General features: G+C 35.2%; 18 protein-coding genes. All 18 read right to left on the reverse strand.

The features are described 5' to 3' along the window. Positions 1-351 precede the first annotated feature (351 nt). Positions 352-1,833 carry a lysine--tRNA ligase gene (gene lysS / locus COC46_RS14865; protein WP_098810487.1) on the reverse strand — a complete coding sequence of 494 codons (1,482 nt, stop codon included), beginning with the start codon at positions 1,831-1,833 and terminating at the stop codon, positions 352-354. 134 nt (positions 1,834-1,967) lie between these two features. Continuing rightward, the gene (gene dusB, locus COC46_RS14870) at positions 1,968-2,966 is read right to left on the reverse strand and encodes a tRNA dihydrouridine synthase DusB (protein ID WP_141550911.1); all 999 of its coding nucleotides are present in this window, start codon (positions 2,964-2,966) and stop codon (positions 1,968-1,970) included. A gap of 33 nt (positions 2,967-2,999) precedes the next feature. Beyond that, entirely contained in the window at positions 3,000-3,200 is a 201-nt protein-coding gene (locus COC46_RS14875) for a helix-turn-helix domain-containing protein (protein ID WP_098810489.1), read from the reverse strand. Next, entirely contained in the window at positions 3,152-3,649 is a 498-nt protein-coding gene (gene folK / locus COC46_RS14880; RefSeq protein ID WP_098810490.1) for a 2-amino-4-hydroxy-6-hydroxymethyldihydropteridine diphosphokinase, read from the reverse strand. The genes COC46_RS14875 and folK overlap by 49 nt, the downstream gene beginning before the upstream one ends. Then, complete coding sequence (gene folB / locus COC46_RS14885) at positions 3,646-4,008, reverse strand: dihydroneopterin aldolase (protein ID WP_098810491.1); 363 nt, start codon at positions 4,006-4,008, stop codon at positions 3,646-3,648. The genes folK and folB overlap by 4 nt, the downstream gene beginning before the upstream one ends. A 1-nt stretch (position 4,009) precedes the next feature. Beyond that, on the reverse strand, positions 4,010-4,843 hold the full coding sequence (folP, locus tag COC46_RS14890; protein WP_098810492.1) for a dihydropteroate synthase: 834 nt from the start codon (positions 4,841-4,843) through the stop codon (positions 4,010-4,012). Beyond that, positions 4,840-5,712, reverse strand: a complete 873-nt coding sequence (gene pabC, locus COC46_RS14895) for an aminodeoxychorismate lyase (protein WP_098810493.1) — start codon at positions 5,710-5,712, stop codon at positions 4,840-4,842. Before pabC ends, folP begins: the two co-directional genes overlap by 4 nt. Then, complete coding sequence (pabA, locus tag COC46_RS14900) at positions 5,709-6,296, reverse strand: aminodeoxychorismate/anthranilate synthase component II (RefSeq protein WP_098810494.1); 588 nt, start codon at positions 6,294-6,296, stop codon at positions 5,709-5,711. The genes pabC and pabA overlap by 4 nt, the downstream gene beginning before the upstream one ends. Further along, on the reverse strand, positions 6,293-7,723 hold the full coding sequence (locus tag COC46_RS14905) for an anthranilate synthase component I family protein (protein WP_369700059.1): 1,431 nt from the start codon (positions 7,721-7,723) through the stop codon (positions 6,293-6,295). Before COC46_RS14905 ends, pabA begins: the two co-directional genes overlap by 4 nt. Positions 7,724-7,858: 135 nt before the next feature. Then, on the reverse strand, positions 7,859-8,779 hold the full coding sequence (gene cysK / locus COC46_RS14910) for a cysteine synthase A (protein WP_098810495.1): 921 nt from the start codon (positions 8,777-8,779) through the stop codon (positions 7,859-7,861). Positions 8,780-8,933: 154 nt separating this feature from the next. Beyond that, a complete protein-coding gene (gene hslO / locus COC46_RS14915) occupies positions 8,934-9,809 on the reverse strand; it encodes an Hsp33 family molecular chaperone HslO (protein ID WP_098810497.1) in 876 nt (291 codons plus the stop codon). Positions 9,810-9,822: 13 nt separating this feature from the next. Then, the gene (locus COC46_RS14920; protein WP_098810498.1) at positions 9,823-10,587 is read right to left on the reverse strand and encodes a type III pantothenate kinase; all 765 of its coding nucleotides are present in this window, start codon (positions 10,585-10,587) and stop codon (positions 9,823-9,825) included. Positions 10,588-10,770: 183 nt separating this feature from the next. Then, entirely contained in the window at positions 10,771-12,690 is a 1,920-nt protein-coding gene (ftsH, locus tag COC46_RS14925; protein ID WP_098810500.1) for an ATP-dependent zinc metalloprotease FtsH, read from the reverse strand. Between the two features lie 81 nt (positions 12,691-12,771). Further along, positions 12,772-13,311, reverse strand: a complete 540-nt coding sequence (gene hpt, locus COC46_RS14930; protein WP_088014785.1) for a hypoxanthine phosphoribosyltransferase — start codon at positions 13,309-13,311, stop codon at positions 12,772-12,774. 9 nt (positions 13,312-13,320) lie between these two features. Continuing rightward, entirely contained in the window at positions 13,321-14,709 is a 1,389-nt protein-coding gene (gene tilS, locus COC46_RS14935; RefSeq protein ID WP_098810501.1) for a tRNA lysidine(34) synthetase TilS, read from the reverse strand. 72 nt (positions 14,710-14,781) lie between these two features. Then, positions 14,782-15,867, reverse strand: coding sequence for a protein kinase domain-containing protein (locus tag COC46_RS14940; protein ID WP_176545169.1), 1,086 nt, complete (start codon positions 15,865-15,867; stop codon positions 14,782-14,784). Next, positions 15,836-16,570 (reverse strand): vWA domain-containing protein, encoded by a 735-nt coding sequence (locus COC46_RS14945; protein WP_098810504.1) that lies wholly within the window; start codon positions 16,568-16,570, stop codon positions 15,836-15,838. Before COC46_RS14945 ends, COC46_RS14940 begins: the two co-directional genes overlap by 32 nt. Positions 16,571-16,649: 79 nt before the next feature. Next, positions 16,650-19,124 (reverse strand): stage II sporulation protein E, encoded by a 2,475-nt coding sequence (gene spoIIE / locus COC46_RS14950; RefSeq protein WP_098810505.1) that lies wholly within the window; start codon positions 19,122-19,124, stop codon positions 16,650-16,652. Between the last annotated feature and the right edge of the window lie 227 nt (positions 19,125-19,351).

Below are 19,351 nucleotides of genomic sequence, written 5' to 3' on the forward strand. Positions count from 1 at the left end.
ATCTTGTATTGCTCAAAAAAACTAATAATTGACGTTTACTTCATGTTTTGTTTAGTTTTCAAAGTTCACCTTGTCGCTCTGAGGCGACTTAAACATCTTAACACTTTCTTTCGAATGTTGTCAATGTTTTTTTAAAAAGTTTTTTCGTTGTTGTTTCGTATTAACGTGACAACGTTTAATAATATAACACCTAGAAAAACAAAATACAATAGCAAATATTAAATTCTTTTTATTCAGATATTTAATATCGGATTCCAATAAATAAATAATGTCCTTATTCCTTTAAAAAGATACATGCAAACATAAAAAAACTGGCTAAAATGTACTCTTTTAGCCAGTTTTGTAACTTATTTATTTATGTCTCATTAACGGGAACAATAGAACGTCACGAATTGATGGAGAATTAGTTAATAACATAACTAATCGATCAATACCAATTCCAAGACCTCCAGTAGGTGGCATACCATGCTCTAATGCTTCGATGTAATCATCATCCATCATATGAGCTTCATCGTTACCAAGTTCACGTTCTTTAAGCTGTGCTTCAAAGCGTTCTTTTTGATCAATCGGATCATTTAACTCAGTAAATGCGTTAGCATGTTCACGCGCTACGATAAATAACTCGAAACGATCAGTAAAACGTGGATCGTCAGCGTTCTTTTTCGCTAGCGGTGAAATTTCAACTGGGTGACCATAAATGAAAGTTGGTTGAATTAATGTTTCTTCTACTTTTTGTTCAAAGAATTCATTAATAATATGCCCTACAGACATATTCTCATTAATTTCAACATTTTGTTCTTTAGCATATACTCTTGCTTGTTCAACTGACATCTCTGGCCAGAAATCTACTCCACAAGCTTCTTTAATCGCATCAACCATATGAAGTCTAGTCCACTTTGGCTCAAGATTTACAGTATATTCACCGTAAGGAATAGTAGTAGTACCTAAAACTTCTTTTGCAATATGAGCAATTAGATTTTCAGTTAGTTCCATAATATCAGCATAATCAGCATAAGCTTCATATAATTCGATCATCGTAAACTCAGGGTTATGTCGAGTAGAAATACCTTCATTACGGAATACACGACCAATTTCGTAAACTTTCTCTAGTCCACCTACAATTAGTCGTTTTAAGTGTAACTCGATTGCAATACGCATATATAATTCCATATCAAGCGCGTTATGGTGTGTGATAAACGGTCTTGCAGAAGCTCCACCTGCAATTGCATGCAGCATAGGTGTTTCAACTTCTAAGTAACCTTGGCTATCTAAATAACGTCTCATAGATTGGATAATTTTACTGCGAGCAATAAACGTTTTACGGCTATCCATATTCATTAAGTCTAGATATCTTTGACGGTAGCGTTGTTCAACATCTTGTAGACCATGGAATTTATCAGGAAGTGGTAATAATGCTTTTGATAGGAATGTATATTCTTTAACTTTAATAGATAATTCCCCAACATTTGTTTTAAATACCACACCAGAAACACCAACAATATCACCTAAGTCAGTAATATCAAAGATTTCATATTGCTCTTCGCCTACAGCATCTTTACGCACATAGATTTGAACTTGTCCATTTAAATCTTGAACATGTGCAAATCCAGCTTTACCTTTTCCACGTTTAGTCATTACTCGACCTGCAAAAGATACAACAATTGCTTTTTCTTCTAATTCTTCTTTAGAAAATTGGTCAAATTGTGCTAATAAATCATTTGAAGAATGCGTGCGCACAAATTTTTTACCGAATGGGTCGATACCTTTTCCTTCAAGTGTTTTTAATTTTTCCCTACGTATTAGGGCTTGATCATTTAATTCTTCGTGACTCATTTTCTCAACTCCACGTTATTATTCATTAAGTATTTAAATACAATATGATTTTAATAGAAAAACTGCCAGTAATTCGATCTGGCAGTTTTGTTTACTATAACTTATTATATTTTGTCAAGCGAAACCTGTCAAACTTACAAAGCTTGGGCAGCTTTCATTTTTGTTTCAACTTCATTTACGTATGTTGTTAATAGCTCAACCATTTGAGCACGAGTGCTAGCCTCGTTAATTTGGCTGCGTAATATCGTAGTACCTTTCAAGCCTTTTAAATACCAAGCTGCATGTTTTCTCATTTCCATTACAGCTACATGTTCATTTTTCAATTCAATTAATCGTTCTAAATGCAATAAACATACATCAATTTTTTCACGAGGGGTTGGTTCTGGCATTAATATACCAGATTCCAAATACTTAACAGTACGATAAATCATCCATGGATTTCCTAATGCAGCGCGACCAATCATTACCCCGTCGCAACCAGTTTCATCTAGCATACGTTTAGCATCCTGAGGAGTCTCTACATCACCATTACCGATTACTGGAATCGAAACATTATTTTTAACTTCTTTAATCCAGCTCCAATCAGATTTTCCTTCATACATTTGATAGCGAGTGCGACCGTGGATAGCTACAGCTTTTCCACCCGCTGCTTCTACTGCTTTTGCATTTTCTACAACGTAAATGTGATCGTCGTCCCAACCAAGACGCATTTTAACTGTAACCGGCTTACTAACATTTTGTGCTACAGCATAGACCATTTCATGAATCTTATTTGGGTCTAAAAGCCACTTAGCCCCAGCGTCTACTTTTGTAATCTTTGGAACGGGACACCCCATATTAATATCTATAATATCTGCATTCGTGTTTTCATCAACGTACTTAGCAGCTTCAACAAGTGAAGATTTTTCGCCACCAAAAATTTGTAAGCTTAATGGCTTTTCTCGTTCATCCATATAAAGCATCTCTAACGTCCTTTTGTTATTGTTAAGAATCGCTTTATCACTTACCATTTCTGCACATACTAAACCTGCACCAAACTCTTTTACTGTTAGACGGAAGGCTGAATTACAAACTCCCGCCATCGGCGCTAATACGACGGGATTTTTCATCTCGATGTCACCAATTTTTAGCACATCCCATCCTCCTTCTTCCAATACATTAAAAATCTATATTGATAATTCCTCTACACTTACTTTTAACTGCTTTGCACAATCATGTAAAAACTGTTCAGTTGGCATACGATTTCCTCGCTCAACTTCCCCTAATACTGAAACAGAAACGCCAAGATTTTCCGCAAAACCTTCTTGGGTATAACCTTTTAATTTTCTAAAAGCCCTAATCCGTCTCCCCCACTTTTCAGCTTCCATAATCGAACTCCTTTATCCTCTAAAAATTTAGTTTCAATCTTAATTGAATCGTTAATTTCTTTTAAAGGGATTAGTACAAAGCTTCTTTCAAACATTCTAGGGTGAGGTATTCTTAGATGCTCAACTTCTATATTCTCGTGATTATAAAGTAAAATGTCAAGGTCTATTGTCCTTGGACCCCAACGTAATTCCCTTTTTCTACCAAGACTTTGTTCAATTCCTTGTGTAACCTCAAGCAATTGTAATGGTTTCAAATTGGTAGAAATTTTAATGACGAGGTTTAGAAATGGATCTTGGTCTATGTATCCAACTGGGTCCGTTTCATATATAGAAGAAATATGTTCTACTTGAATATCAGAATGATTCTCTAATTCCTTAATAGCCTTTGTAAGAAATCCTTCTCGATCGCCTATATTCGTACCTAAACTTAAATAAGATTCATTTTTCATATGCGACCTCTTGTTATTTCAACTGCTACGTAATCATAATGCCCCGGTATTGGTGGATCCGGCTTTATGACTTTTACAGTACATTGTTGAATTAAATCATATGTAACTAATATTTGTTTAGCTACCTTTTCAGCCACTGATTCAACTAAATCATACGACTGACCTTGAACTACTTCCTCACAGGTTTTAAATAAGTCTGCGTAACTTACTGAATACGCCAAATCATCGGTTTCTCCTGCTTTTTTTGTATCTAATTCGACAATTAAATCAACGTTAAATCGTTGACCTAATGTTTTCTCCTCTTTAAAAACGCCATGGTACCCATAGAATTTCATACCTGTTACATAAATTTTATCCATTTTATACTCCAATCTTTAACATCGCATCCATCATTTTAGTCATACGAGAAATCGCTAATACATCATGTACTCGTACAATTTCGCAACCTTTTGTTATGCCTAAACAGACTGTAGCACCTGTACCTTCCATTCGTTCATGCACTTCCGTACCAAGAACCTCTCCTATAAACCTTTTACGTGAAGTACCAAGTAACACTGGATAATCCAATGCTTTGATTTGCTCCATTTGGTTTAATACTTCTAAGTTCTGCTGTGCCGATTTAGCAAAACCTACACCAGGATCCAAGATAATCATTTCATCTTTTACTCCTGCACGTTTTGCAATATTAATACTTTCGACTAAATCACAGACAAGATCACTCATTAAGCTATAATAGTTTTCGTCTGTTCGATTGTGCATTAAACAAATTGGTACATTGTATGCCGCTGCCACTTCAGCTATTTTAGGGTCTTTCTTCGCTCCCCAAACATCATTTATTATTGTAGCTCCCGCTTCTACAGCTTGTTTAGCCACTTCAGATTTATATGTATCAATTGATATCGGAACGTCTATTTCTTTAGATAAAGCTTTAATAATCGGTACTACTCTTCTTAATTCTTCCTCTTCATCAACAAAAGCAGCTCCGGGTCTAGTTGATTCGCCACCTATATCGATTATTTTTGCTCCATCTGCAATTAACTTCTTTGCATGCTGAACTGCTAATTCGATTTCATTGTATCGACCACCATCAGAAAACGAGTCTGGTGTTACATTTAAAATTCCCATAACGATCGTTTCATTTTGGATTGCTAATGAGTAATTTCCACAAATCAAAGGTTTTGTTGCTCTTCTCATCCTAGTTCACTTCTTTCCATTTCATTCATGCTTAATAAGGATCTACTGTAATATCGATAATCCTTTTGCAATTTCTTAATTATGCTACTTTCGCTAACGCTGTAGAAACGCTCACCAATTACAGTGACAGGAATGATTTCTTGGATTGAGTTAGAAATAAATATTTCATCCGCTTCTAACAACTCTTGCTCTGCGTAAAAACCTTCCTCCACTGATATCCCGTTTATTTTGGACCAATAGATGACAAACTGTCTCGTTATTCCATTCAAGATCCCTGTATCAACATGTGGCGTAAATAATCGTTCTTGTTTAATAAAGAATAGATTTGAAACGATTCCTTCTGAAAGAATTCCATCTTTATTCAAGAAAATACCCTCTATATTCGGAGAGTTACCAATCTCCTTTTTTCCAATAATATTATTTAAATAATGATGAGACTTTAAACGCTCTTTGCCTTCAGGAGAGTTTCGAGGGGTATTTAAGATTACCCCTTCCTTCTCTACAACATTACTTTCATGCATAGGCTTTATAAAAATGATTGTATTTGGATTCGTATACGTGCCGGTGTATAGACCTATTTCTCCTTCACCTGCTGAAACATTTAAACGTATATACGCATCCTCTATTCCGTTTAGTTCAAGCAAATTACTCAAAATCGTTTGAACTTCCTCGTTTGACAAATTCCATTCAATATTCAAGTTTAATAATGACTTTCTTAAACGCTTTAGGTGATCAAACAATAAAAATGGATGTCCATTATAGATACGAAATGTTTCAAATACTCCTAATCCATATAAAAACCCGTGATCATAAGGAGATATTTTCACTTCATCATCGTTCATGAATTCCCCATTACAATATATTTTCATACTGTACTCCTAGAAGGTTTATATAGTTGCAAAAAGTTTCTAAGCATCTCTTTACCGAATTGCGACATAATTGATTCCGGGTGAAATTGCACTCCTTCGATCGGTAATGTCTTATGTTTTAAAGCCATAATTTCTCCTTCATTTGTCCAAGCTGTTATTTGAAGGTCTTCAGGAAAAGTTTCTTTCTTAACGATTAAAGAGTGATATCGCGTAACGTCAATTGGCGATGGTAAATCACGAAACAAACCTAAACCTTCGTGTGTAATCGCCGATGTTTTTCCGTGCATTAAACGTTCTGCACGTACTACATCTCCACCGAATACTTGAGCGATTGATTGGTGGCCTAAACATACGCCTAAAATTGGAATTTTCCCAGCAAAGTGTTCAATTGCTTTTAAACTAATCCCTGCTTCGTTCGGTGTACAAGGACCAGGTGAAATCATTAAATAAGAAGGTGCTAATGCTTCAATTTCTTCTAGCGTAATTTCATCATTTCGTTTTACAATTAGCTCTTCCCCTAATTCTCCTAAATATTGGACCAGATTATAGGTAAACGAATCATAATTATCAATCATTAGTATCATTTTACATTACCACCCAACTTAGCTTTTTCTTCACTTATTTTCTTTGCTGTCCATAAAGCTTGAGCTTTCTTTAGGCTTTCTAAATACTCATGTTTTGGATTTGAATCAATGACAATACCAGCACCTGCTTGTACAAATGCTTGTTTGTCCTTTGTAATCATCGTTCGAATCGTGATATTTAATTCCATATCCCCAGTGAAGCTGATCCATCCGACTGAACCTGTATAAATACCTCGTTTCGTTGGCTCTAATTCTTCAATAATTTCCATCGTACGAATTTTTGGAGCTCCAGTGATTGTTCCCCCGGGAAATACTGCCTTTAATAAATCAAATGAATCTTTATCCTTTTTCAGCTTACCTCTTACATTCGAAACAAGATGCATTACATGCGAGTACTTCTCAATAACTAATAATTCATCTACTTCAACAGTTCCGTAATCACATACTCTTCCTAAATCATTACGTTCTAAATCAACTAGCATAATATGCTCAGCTTGTTCTTTTTCATTTGAACGTAATTCTTCCATTAGTTGCTGCTCTTCTTCAATTGTTTTCCCACGAGATCTTGTACCAGCAATTGGTCTTGTCCATACTTCTTGATCACGTTTTGCCACTAATAATTCTGGTGAACAACTAACAATTTGAAATTCTTCAAAATCTAAATACGACATATACGGTGATGGATTGATATCTCTAAGCTGCTCATATATATACAATGGATCCGTAACCAATGTTTCTGACTGCAGTACAGATAAATTCACTTGGAATACATCTCCTGCACCGATATACTCTTTTACTTGCCCGACAGCATCCGTAAACTTTTGCTCAGACATGTATATCGTTTTTTCCAATACTTCAGTAGAAGTTAGACTAGCTAAATCTATTTTTTTCGATTCATTACTAAATAACTTTTCAAGAGAGTCTAGTCGTTCATTTGCCATTTGTTCATTTTCCAGCTCATCAATAACAATAAAATATAATTGCTTTTCTTGATGATCAAAAATGACCGCTTCGTGGAAGATTAATAAATAAACGTCCGGAATGTTATAGACATCCTCAGCTAGTGATGGTAACTCTTCAATATACTGGTTGCAGTCATATGTGAAATAGCCAATCGCACCACCTTGAAATGGTGGTAATTCGTCTCTTTTTTTTACTGCGTACTTAGTAATATACTCTTTTGCTAAGTCGATTGGATTACCTATATACTCGACTTTTTCAGATTTCCCTTCAATTCCTTCTTCAACCGTTAATGTTTGATCTTTGCCATATAACTTCGCAACAGGATTTGATGCCATAATCGAATATCTCCCGTCACGACCACTTTCAAGAAGTACGGCATTCTTTTTCTCTTTTGCCGTTTCTACAAAGTGATTAAAGAAAGGTGCAGTATAATTAATTACTTTTGAAAAAATTTCATAATTCAAGTGAATATCCCCCTCTGATAGCGCTTCTTTTTTCATTTTACACAAAAAATAGGAAGTATACATCAAAGCATTTTATGGAAAAACAAAAAACCCCTATGCAACTAGCAAAGGGGTTTTAAAAATTTTTTTAATATATTACTCAAATTGGTATAATGCAGTACTTAAATAACGTTCACCATTACTTGGAATGATTGCAAGTACTTTTTTACCTTTTCCAAGTTTTTTAGCAACTTGTATAGCAGCACTTATTGCAGCTCCAGATGAAATACCTACTAGTAAACCTTCCTCTTTCGCCACTTTTCTAGCCGTCTCCATTGCCTCATCATTTTTGATTTGAACAATTTCATCATAAATATCAGTATTCAAAATTTCAGGAATAAAACCTGCTCCAATACCTTGGATTTTATGAGGTCCTGGTTTACCTCCAGATAAAACAGGAGAGTCTACAGGCTCAACTGCTACAATTGAAATTCCAGGATATGCTTCTTTTAAAACAGCTCCAGCACCAGAAATTGTTCCTCCTGTACCTACTCCTGAAATAAATGCATCAAGTTGGTCCCCCATTTGTTCAACAATTTCAGGACCAGTTGTTAAGCGATGAACTTCAGGGTTTGCAGTATTCTTAAATTGTTGAGGAACGAAGTAGCCATTTTCTTTTGCTAATTCATCAGCTTTACGAATTGCTCCGCCCATTCCCTCAGGCCCTGGAGTTAAAACTAATTCTGCGCCATATGCACGTAATAGATTGCGTCTCTCGATACTCATCGTTTCCGGCATTACTAGAATTGTTTTATACCCTTTAGCAGCCGCTACCATTGCTAAACCAATACCAGTATTCCCACTAGTAGGCTCAATAATTGTATCACCTGGTTTTATTAATCCTTTTTTCTCTGAATCCTCAATCATAGCAAGAGCTATACGATCTTTAACACTGCTACCTGGATTCATAAATTCTAGCTTTAAGTAAACTTCCGCGCTGTCCTCGTCAACTGATCTGTTAAGTTTTACAATTGGAGTTCTACCGATTAATTCGTACACTGAATTTGCAACTTTCATTCCAACCACTCCTAATCCCTAGTATATTGACCTGTTTAATATACATTATGTAAAAAACAAAAGAATCTGTCAATTACTTTCTCCTATACATAACTTGTATGAATTACATCATAAATTATGAAAAGAAAGTTCGACAAATCCCTTCATTTATCACCTACAATTGATTTATTAATTCTTTTAATTGTTCACCAGAATAATGATAAGGTTCATTACAGAAATGACACTTCACTTCTGCTTCTCCATCTTCTTCCAAAATTAATTCTAATTCTTGTTTCCCTATACTTAAAAGGGCACCTTCAATTCTCTCTCTTGAGCATTGACATTGGAATTTTACATCCATCGTCTCTAAAACTTTAACTTCTTCTTTACCTAATACTTCATATAGAATTTCTTCTGGGGAAAGTCCTTCTTCGATTAATTTAGAAACTGGTTTAATTGTTTTTAAGCGGTTTTCAATTTTTGTAATACACTCTTCGCTAGCACCAGGTAGAATTTGAATTATAAATCCACCACTTGCCAAAATTGTATGATCCGGATTTACTAATACACCTACACCTACAGATGATGGAGTTTGTTCAGATACAGCAAAATAATAAGTAAAATCTTCTCCAAGCTCACCAGATACAATCGGTACTGACCCAGTAAATGGCTCTCTCATACCAATATCCTTAACAACTGAAACTGTCCCTACAGTACCAACAGCTTTTGCAACATCAATTTTGCCATGTTTGTTAAGCTCAGTTTGAACATGTGGATTTGCTACATATCCTCGTACTTCGCCTTTTGCATTACTATCAACTAAAATATGGCCAAGTGGACCATTTCCTTCAACCTTCAATGTTAATTTTTCTTCACCCTTTAACATTGCACCCATCATTGTAGCAGCTGTTAGTGTTCGTCCTAAAGCTGCAGAAGCATTTGACCAAGTATCATGACGTTCTTGAGCTTCCTTCACGATATTCGTTGATCTAACACTATATGCACGGACTTCACCGTTAAAAGCTAATGCTTTTACTAAATAATCTTTCATGTTGTACCCCTTTTTATGAATTTCGTTTATAAATTAAATGTAGACCTTTTAATGTTAAATACGGGTCCATAATATCAATGATATCCGATTCCTTTGATATTAATGCCGCAAGACCACCTGTTGCTATAACAGTAGGTTCTACTTTTGCTTGAGCTTTCATTCGTTTTACGATTCCTTCAACTTGACCTACATAACCATATAAAATCCCAACCTGCATTGCCTCAACAGTGGTACGACCAACAATATTAGATGGTCTTGAAAGCTCAATACGAGGTAATTTAGAAGCCTTTGTATATAGTGCCTCAGTAGAAATATTGATCCCTGGTGCAATAGCTCCACCAATGTAATTTTTATTTTCATCTATATAACAATATGTAGTAGCTGTTCCGAAATCCACTATGATTAGCGGACTTCCGTATTGTGCAATTCCTGCTACTGCATTAACAATTCGGTCTGCACCCACTTCTTTCGGGTTATCATATTTTATGTTTAGACCTGTTTTTATACCAGGACCAACGATTAGTGGCTTTTGTTTAAAATATTTTGTTGCCATTCTTTCCAGCGAGAACATAATCGGTGGGACAACCGATGAAATAATAACTGCATGAAACTCATCAAACCCTATACCAGCATATTCAAGTAAGGAACCGATGACCATACCATACTCATCTTCTGTTTTATAACGATTTGTCTCAATTCTCCAGTGATGAATTAATTCATCTTCTTGATATACACCTAAAACAGTATTTGTATTTCCTACATCGATTACAAATAACATATAATCCACCGTCTCTCCATTTCGAAAATAAACCTTTTATTTTATATTTTTTGTTTCAATCACATTTTTTAATCACTATAAAAATAATGATAACACAACTTGTTAGTAGTTTAAAAATAGATGCTTCTCTATAAATATGGTCTATAAACAAAAGAAAGAGTGTCTAAAAGACACTCTCTACTTTTATTCAGTGATTTTTGGCTCAGTTGGTTCATCGTCCTTTTTAGTAAGGATGTTAACTTTAATATCATCTGTTGAAGTTGGAGATGGTGGAAGTGTGCCTTGTTCCCAAAGACTCTTAATTCCTTTTGCATCTAAAGTTTCAACTTCTAATAATGTGTTTGCAAGCAGATCCAATTTATCGCGGTTTTCCTTGATAATATCCGTCGCTTTTGCATAACACTCTTTAATAATTGTTTGGATTTCCACATCGATTTCATAAGCAATCTTATCACTGTAATTTTGCTCATTATTAAAGTCTCTACCAAGGAATACATTTCCACCTTGTGATTGACCAAATTGAAGTGGACCTAATTTATCACTCATACCAAACTCTGTAACCATTCGGCGAGCAATACCTGTCGCACGTTGGAAGTCATTATGAGCTCCAGTACTTACTTCACCAAATACTACTTCTTCAGCTACACGTCCACCAAGTAGACCTGCAATTTTATCAAGTAATTCTGGTTTCGTCATAAAGTATCGATCCTCTTTTGGAAGCATTACTGCATAACCTCCAGCTTGACCACGAGGTACGATTGTTACTTTGTGCACTACTTCAGCATCGTCTAATACTTGACCTATAACGACATGGCCTGCTTCATGGAATGCAACAATCTTACGCTCTTTTTCCGATATGACTTTATTTTTCTTAGCAGGTCCCGCAATAACACGGTCCGTTGCTTCATCAATATCAAGCATATCGATTTTCTTTTTATCTCGACGAGCAGCTACTAATGCCGCTTCATTTAATAAATTTTCTAAATCTGCACCAGAGAATCCAGGAGTTCTTTGGGCGATAGCCTTTAAGTCTACCTCTGGAGACAATGGTTTATTTCTTGAATGTACTTTTAATACCGCTTCACGTCCGATTACATCAGGTCGATCAACAGTTATTTGTCGGTCAAAACGACCAGGACGTAATAACGCTGGGTCTAATACATCAGCACGGTTTGTTGCAGCGATGATAATAATACCTTCGTTAGCACCGAAACCATCCATTTCAACAAGTAATTGGTTTAATGTTTGTTCACGCTCATCGTGACCTCCACCTAAACCTGCACCACGTTGACGACCTACAGCATCGATTTCATCTATAAATATGATACATGGAGCGTTTTTCTTCGCATTTTCGAATAAATCACGAACACGAGAAGCACCGACCCCAACAAACATTTCAACGAAATCAGAACCACTGATTGAGAAGAATGGAACTCCAGCTTCTCCCGCAACAGCTCTTGCTAATAATGTTTTACCTGTTCCAGGAGGTCCTACTAAAAGTACCCCTTTAGGTATTCTTGCACCTAATTCAGCAAATTTACGAGGATCCTTTAAGAACTCTACAACTTCAACAAGTTCTTGTTTCTCTTCATCTGCACCTGCAACATCTTTAAATCGCACTTTCTTTTTCTCGTCATTATAAAGACGAGCTTTGCTCTTCCCAAAGTTCATAACACGGCTTCCGCCACCTTGTGCTTGATTCATTAAGAAGAAGAATAGAATGAAAATAATAACAAATGGTATGAGTGAAGTGAAGATTTGCACCCATGCACTTGTTGTTTCAGCTGGATTCCAATTAGCCTTTATATTATAGTCAGCAACCGCTTTGTTAACTATTTTTGTCGTTTCGTCACTAATTGGTACTTGAGTTTGGAAAGATTCGCCTTTTTTTACATCTGTAAAGTGACCTCTTACTATGTACACTCCATTTTTAGGTTGGATAGATGTTAAACTGCTAACATCTCCATTTTGTAGCTTAGTATAAAATGTATCGTAACTTACTTTCTTAACTTGAGATTCTGGCCCATTGAAATATGTAACAACACCGATCACAACTAAGAAGATTAATATGTAAAAGACTGTATTACGGAAAATTCGATTCAATTCCAAACCTCCTCTCTTTCGATTTAATTACTTTATATAGTAGCATAGTTATACCATGTAAACAAACGAATAAAACTTGACTTATTTCGTGTATACTTCAGGCTTTAAAACGCCAACATATGGCAAGTTTCGATAACGTTCAATATAATCTAAACCATATCCAACTACGAATGCATCTGGTACTTCGAAGCCAACTAAATCAGCCTCGATATTCGCTTTACGTCCACTTGGTTTATCTAATAAAGTAACGATTTTAACTGTATTAGCTTTTCGATGTTTAAATAGTTCAACTAAATAGTTTAAAGTTAGACCACTATCAATAATATCTTCTAGAATGATGACATCTCTTCCTTCTACAGAAGTATTTAAATCTTTCACAATTTTAACTTCACCAGAAGAAACTGTGCTATGTCCATAACTAGAAACATCCATAAAATCAATTTCGATATATGTATCAATATGCTTGATAAGATCAGACATAAACGGAAGAGCTCCTTTTAAAACACCCACTACTAGTGGAAAGCGGTCTTTATACTCTTCTGTTAGTACTGCACCTAATTCTACTACTTTTTGTTGAATTGCCTCTTCACTTACTAATACTTGTTGAATGTCTTGTTTCATCTTTTCCTCCTAGAAACTCTTAGAAACCACCTGTATTGCAATGAGTGACTCATCTGTCGAAAAATTTCTTTCAAATGCAGATTTTTTTACGAAAGGTACCCATAATATATTATTTTGACTATCCGTAATTATTGGCCATTCATCACGTAATGATTGTTTCATTTTTTCATCAATAAATATATCTTTTAACTTTTTTGACCCATTCATACCCTTTAATGACATTCGATCACCATTCTTTCGATTCCTAACTATGAGTGGAAAAGAAACATCCTTGACAGAACAAATAAACATGTCGTTTTTTGGTTCAAGACATTGATTGTTTAATTCAACTTTTATCGAAAAACCATTTGGTAGTTCATATACACCTGGCTCGTTTATAGAAATAGTATAATACTTCACATTCAATTGTTCGAATGTAAATGTGCATTCATTATATGAGCGTGTAACAAAAAGCCCTTCAGGTAAATGCTGTTCCCACGTGGTTTTTTCGTTATGTAATAAAGTCAGAATTGAATTAAGATGCCCTTGTGTCAAGCCTTCAGGTAGATATAGGTAGACATATTCTAATATTAGTTGAATACATCTTCTTTGTAAAGATATAGGCACATTTAAAAACTGTTTCACATCAATCGTGACTGCTTGTTTTTGTTTATTTTTTATAACTGTATTCAATTTTTCTTCAGTTAATTCCATTAAATATAGTTCATCTTCTAATTGCTGTCTACTAAACTGTTGGAATCGCTTCTGTGCAGTTGGATTTTCTTCAAATATAAAAGGTAGAATATGATGTCTAAATCGATTTCTAGTGTAAACATCTTTATCATTACTTGGATCTTTTCGAGGAACTATACCTTGTTTTTGGCAATATGTAGTTAAGTCTTGTTTTCTTAGGTCCAAAAATGGACGAATAATTTCACCAGTACTATAAGGCCTTTTTTCTCTTATGCCGGCGTAACCGATCGATGAGCTACCTCTTACTAAGCGCATTAAAATGGTTTCAACTTGATCTTCCCCATGATGACCTAACGCTAAATAATTTGCTTGATATTTTCTCATCATTTCGTCAAAAAAACGATAACGACATTCCCTAGCAGCTAATTGGCTACTTAACCCCGTTTCTTCGATATACTGATTAACATTTATGCTCTTTCCTTCAAACTGAATGTTATTCATCCGGCACCAATTCTTAACATATTCTAAGTCATCCAGAGATTCCTGACCTCTAAACATATGATCCACATGTGCAATTACAATAGAGAAACCGTAGTCCTCTCTAATTGATAGAAAAGAATGAGCTAATGCCATTGAGTCTGGACCGCCAGATACCCCGATGACCACTACACTGTTACGAATAATATTATTTTGTTTTATAAAATCTTTTAATTGATTAATTACCATTTACCAATACTCCTAAATGAAAGTAAAATTCATATCTTTATGTTAACATTCCCACACTTGGAGTACTATGATTTAAAGCTGATAATAAAAATATAATGCATAAGCCAAACCCATTAGTAAAAGAATGGTAGATGTTTCGAACCAATGTATTCTTTTTTTCTTTTGCTTTACCTTCACGTTGCTTCCCGCTCTAGTCTGATTTGCTTGGTTTTGCATTTGATTTTGACCACTTGTATGTCTAGCTTGATTGGCAGACCGATTTTGATTTTTTGATTGCCTTGTTTGATTAGTAGAATTGTTTTGTGTTGCCGTTGTTTGAGCCTTTTTATTCTTCTTTTTTGTAGCATTTATTTTTTGTTCGTACATTAACAAAGCCTGCTTCATCGCGTTTGCACTTACATATTCACCCTTCAACCCCTTCATCAGAAAATCTTTGTATGGTTTGAGGGATTGCGTCTGGTCTATTACTTGTTCAATTTGCTTAATTCCTTGACCGTTTTTTAAAAACTGCTTTTTACAATGCAAGTGGATAAAAATCATTGTAATAGCAAATAAATCATAGGAAATTTCTGCTTTTCTAGTGCCTAATCCCCAGTAACCGCGATCAAAGAATTCTGTGAACTCTTTAACCGCTCGACCAATTTGGGTTACTCCCCCAAAATCGATCCACTGGATTTTGTTTGGTTCTTTCGTGACTAGTAGATTATCTGTTTTTAAATCTCCAAAAATAAAGCCTTTATGGTGCAATTTATCTAATAACGACAATAATTGAATGATAAAAATACTACTCCATTCAATTCCATTTCTCTCGATAAATTTTGGTAGACTTACACCATTTACATAATCCATTACATAGTAATAGCAACACTCTTTTGTGCCTGGATTTATATAATCGTCTACATCGATAAAAGAAGGCCCAAGGAAAGTATCCTGGACCTGGGTGATTTTTTTTAAAACATTTACTTCATTTGTAATATTAGTAGAATCCTTACTCAACTTAAGAGCGACATCTCCATTTTTTCCGGAGGCAAGATAAACTGTTCCATTCGCTCCGTTTCCAAGTAAACTCTTAATTTCGTATTGATTTTTATTCCACTTTCCAGTAATAAGAGTCCCTGGTGCTAGATTAATCTGCCCATTCAATTGATTGTTCATCATCACCATGATTACCTCTATCATATTTTTGTTCGTTAAAATAGTCTAATGCTTCACGTAACGCAGGCCCAGTTGGTGTCATACCACCCATCGTTAACTTAGGAAAGATTGTGTTTAGTTTTTCTAACTTAGGAGTCCAATCTAGTAATTTATCAACATCATCATGTTTCCCGGGAAATATAAATAATGAGTAGGCATTTTCTCCTGTTCTAGAGTTTAAACTAATTTGCAAATCAAATAATGACTCTTTAACAGTTTCGAGTTTATCTTTCATACTTGCACTCGTATCTACTAAAATAATAACTTCTAAGCCTACAGTTTCGCCAATATCCTCAACAACCTCATATACCTCTTCTCGCTTTGAAGGAGGAAGTGATTCAATTGAATTACTGGAGCCTAAAATTTGTTTTAATTCTTTATTTACAAATCCTTGAATTGTTTGGGTCATCGCTTTTCTAGTAACCATTTGGACAGTTTGAGAGAGTTGTTTCGTGTACACGACTTGACTAATCCCGCCACCTGCTTTTGCGATCTCTTCAATTTCCTTTAATCCGTCACCATTTTGTACATTTTCATCTAAAATTCCAATTACATTTACGGTAATACCATATTCTTGCGCCAGGCTTGAAACAGCTAGTGGATCTTCACCATGATTTGAATAACCATCTGTAATTAATAAGATTTGCTTTAAATTTCCCTTATACATACTTAATCCCCTCCGCGTAAAAGTTGTTACCATTTTGTCCAATTACGGGAGGGGATAAACCTTTATTTATTTAATTTTACTAGGCCATCGCACTATATGAAGAGATAGATGACCACTCCGGTAAGTTCCGTTTTACAACGGCAACCACAACCGTCATATCATCATTAATATCGCCTGTATTCGAACGAATCACTTCCTCTAGTAACAATTCTGCTACTGATTGTGGATCTTCCGTTTCAAGTTCACTTATTTTACGCTTCATCCACATTTCATAGTTTTCGACATGTTTAGGACCTTCAAAAATCCCGTCACTCATCATAATTAATAAATCTCCAGCCTTTAACTGTTCACTAACAACCTCTACATCAAATTCATCAATAATTCCAATTGGTAAATTACTACCCTCTATTTTAATAACTTGTTTTCCTCGTTTAACAAAGCTTGGGGAAGATCCAATTTTTAAGAATTTCGCTGAAGCGTCATGTAAATCTACCATTGCTAAATCTAAAGTAGCGAACACCTCTTCAGTAGTACGTAATGATAGAATCGAATTGATCGATTTAATTGCGACTGTTTCTTCAATACCTGAATTCAGTATCTTTTGTAGTAGTTTTAATGTTTCATTACTTTCAATATGGGCTCGTTCACCATTTCCCATTCCATCACTAATTGCAATCGCATGCTTTCCTGCCCCAACATCCATTATTTTATAGGCATCACCGGAGATAAATCCTCCACCTTTAGCCGCAGTCGCAACCCCGGTTTCAATTACAAAAGCCTTATCTGATCCAAATGTAACTAAGTAATTACCTCCATTTGGAATGGTTGCTGGCTCTTCTTTTAATACGACAATCGTCTCCTTTAAAATATCTGATAGAATTGGTGCTATCAATTTTTGACATTCACCATACTCATTTTCAAAAGGAATTAATATATCTATATCAATATTTCCTTGCTCTAAATTATAAATTTCAACTTGGCTAACATCAATTCCAAAGTTTAATAAAGCCTGAAGGATTTGATCCTCTTGCAATTGATGATTTTCCTTTTCTCTTTGAATTTCTTTTGCAAAGTCAACCATCACTTTTGAGACTCCACGTAATTGCTCTGCCACCAATCTTCTACTTTCTTGAACTTGTTTTTTCAGTCTTTGATTAGCACGGAAGTAGAATACCTCTTGCTTCATTAAGTCCGCCATTTTTGAAGAACGTTGGCAATATTTTTCCCACTCTCTCATAAATTGACCATTCTTAATCAGCTGATCCTTTTCAACTAAATGCATCATATTCTCCATGTACTGGTACGTTCGGTCACCATTGTTTGACCAGCAATGGTCCTTTTTCATACAACTGTTACAGCATTTATTTGAAATACTACAAATGAATAGCTCTTCGTCAGTTAACTCGTCTTCTATTTGTGCAAATTGGCTAGGTTGAGAAAAACTCGCAGATAATGCTTCAAACACATTTGAGAATTGAGTAATACGATTAGCCGTCAAATCCCTTATTTTTCGCAAGTATTGCTGTTGGTCTGTAGAATGTTCTTCTGTTCCAGGCACGAGTTTGGCTAATTGTTTTAATAGGAATGATGGTGTTATTAAGAATAGGACGATCGCAATAACGGATTCAATAATAGAAAAGATAATATCAGACTGTTTCTCTGCATAAAAGCTTATTAGGCATGTCCCAATTAGAAGACCTGCAGCTGCACCTAATCTTTTACCTTCCTTAAGTAGGCCCCCAAGCAATCCTGAAAATGCTAATAAGCTCATTTGATATAAGCTCGAAACACTTGCTAGACTTAAAATAAGCCCCGTTACAACCCCTACAGTACAACCAACCGTCCCCCCCGCTACGAAGGCAAATAGTAAGACAATGTATCTAGTAACGATATGCTGGATTGATAAGTCTTGAATATACCAGTCAGTTGTCCCCGTCACAACTGAAGCTAATAAAATAACTAAACAGACAATCTCCTCGACACCTAAAAGTTGCTTTCTTTTAGGAACAGCTAGTAGAGGTACACTTTGGAAAAAGATCATCGTTAAAATAAAACTCAATCCCGCTTCAACTGAAGCCATTAAAACATCGTACATTAGAACTTCTTGTTGGAAAGCATATGCAATTAATAGATGACTAATAAAAACTGATAAAAAAACTTGAAAAGGTACTAAACCTATATAGTGTCGTTTAACTCTAGCAAAGAAAATATTGAGGATAAAAAATAGAATAACTGTGGCAAATGCATAACTAACCGTTTCAATTGATACGGTTAATGAACCGATCATAAGGGCAACAAATGCTATACCAGTACGTTCGCGTTTCATCATATACACTGAGGCAAAAAAAGGTAATACAAACGGGAGAATATGTGATAGTATCAACGCGCGTCCTAATAAAAATCCCGTTAAAAAGATAAGTAGCCCCCAGTCAAAGAATGCCCTCTCTAACTTAGACTTAATTGATTTAGAAGATTGCCGAAATACTGATTGAAATCCATTAGTAGGGACCAAGCTTGCTGAAGAATTAGAAGACCCTCTTTGCAGTTTCGTCATATTTCCACCTCATCCGATTTGGTTTATTGACCATATTTTAACTTGTCTACTTGAAAGAATATGTCAAAATGACAAAGTCGATTAAGAGTTTTCTTCGACGGAAAAAGCATTTACGTACAACTGTTTTACAAAATATGAGAAAAGCTTGCAGCATAATTTCTCTAATAGGGTAAAAGAAACGCAATTATTAAATTTTATGTCAATCGAAATTCAGAATAAAAGGAGAG

Source organism: Bacillus sp. AFS041924, from assembly GCF_002577195.1.
Lineage (GTDB): Bacteria > Bacillota > Bacilli > Bacillales > Bacillaceae_G > Gottfriedia.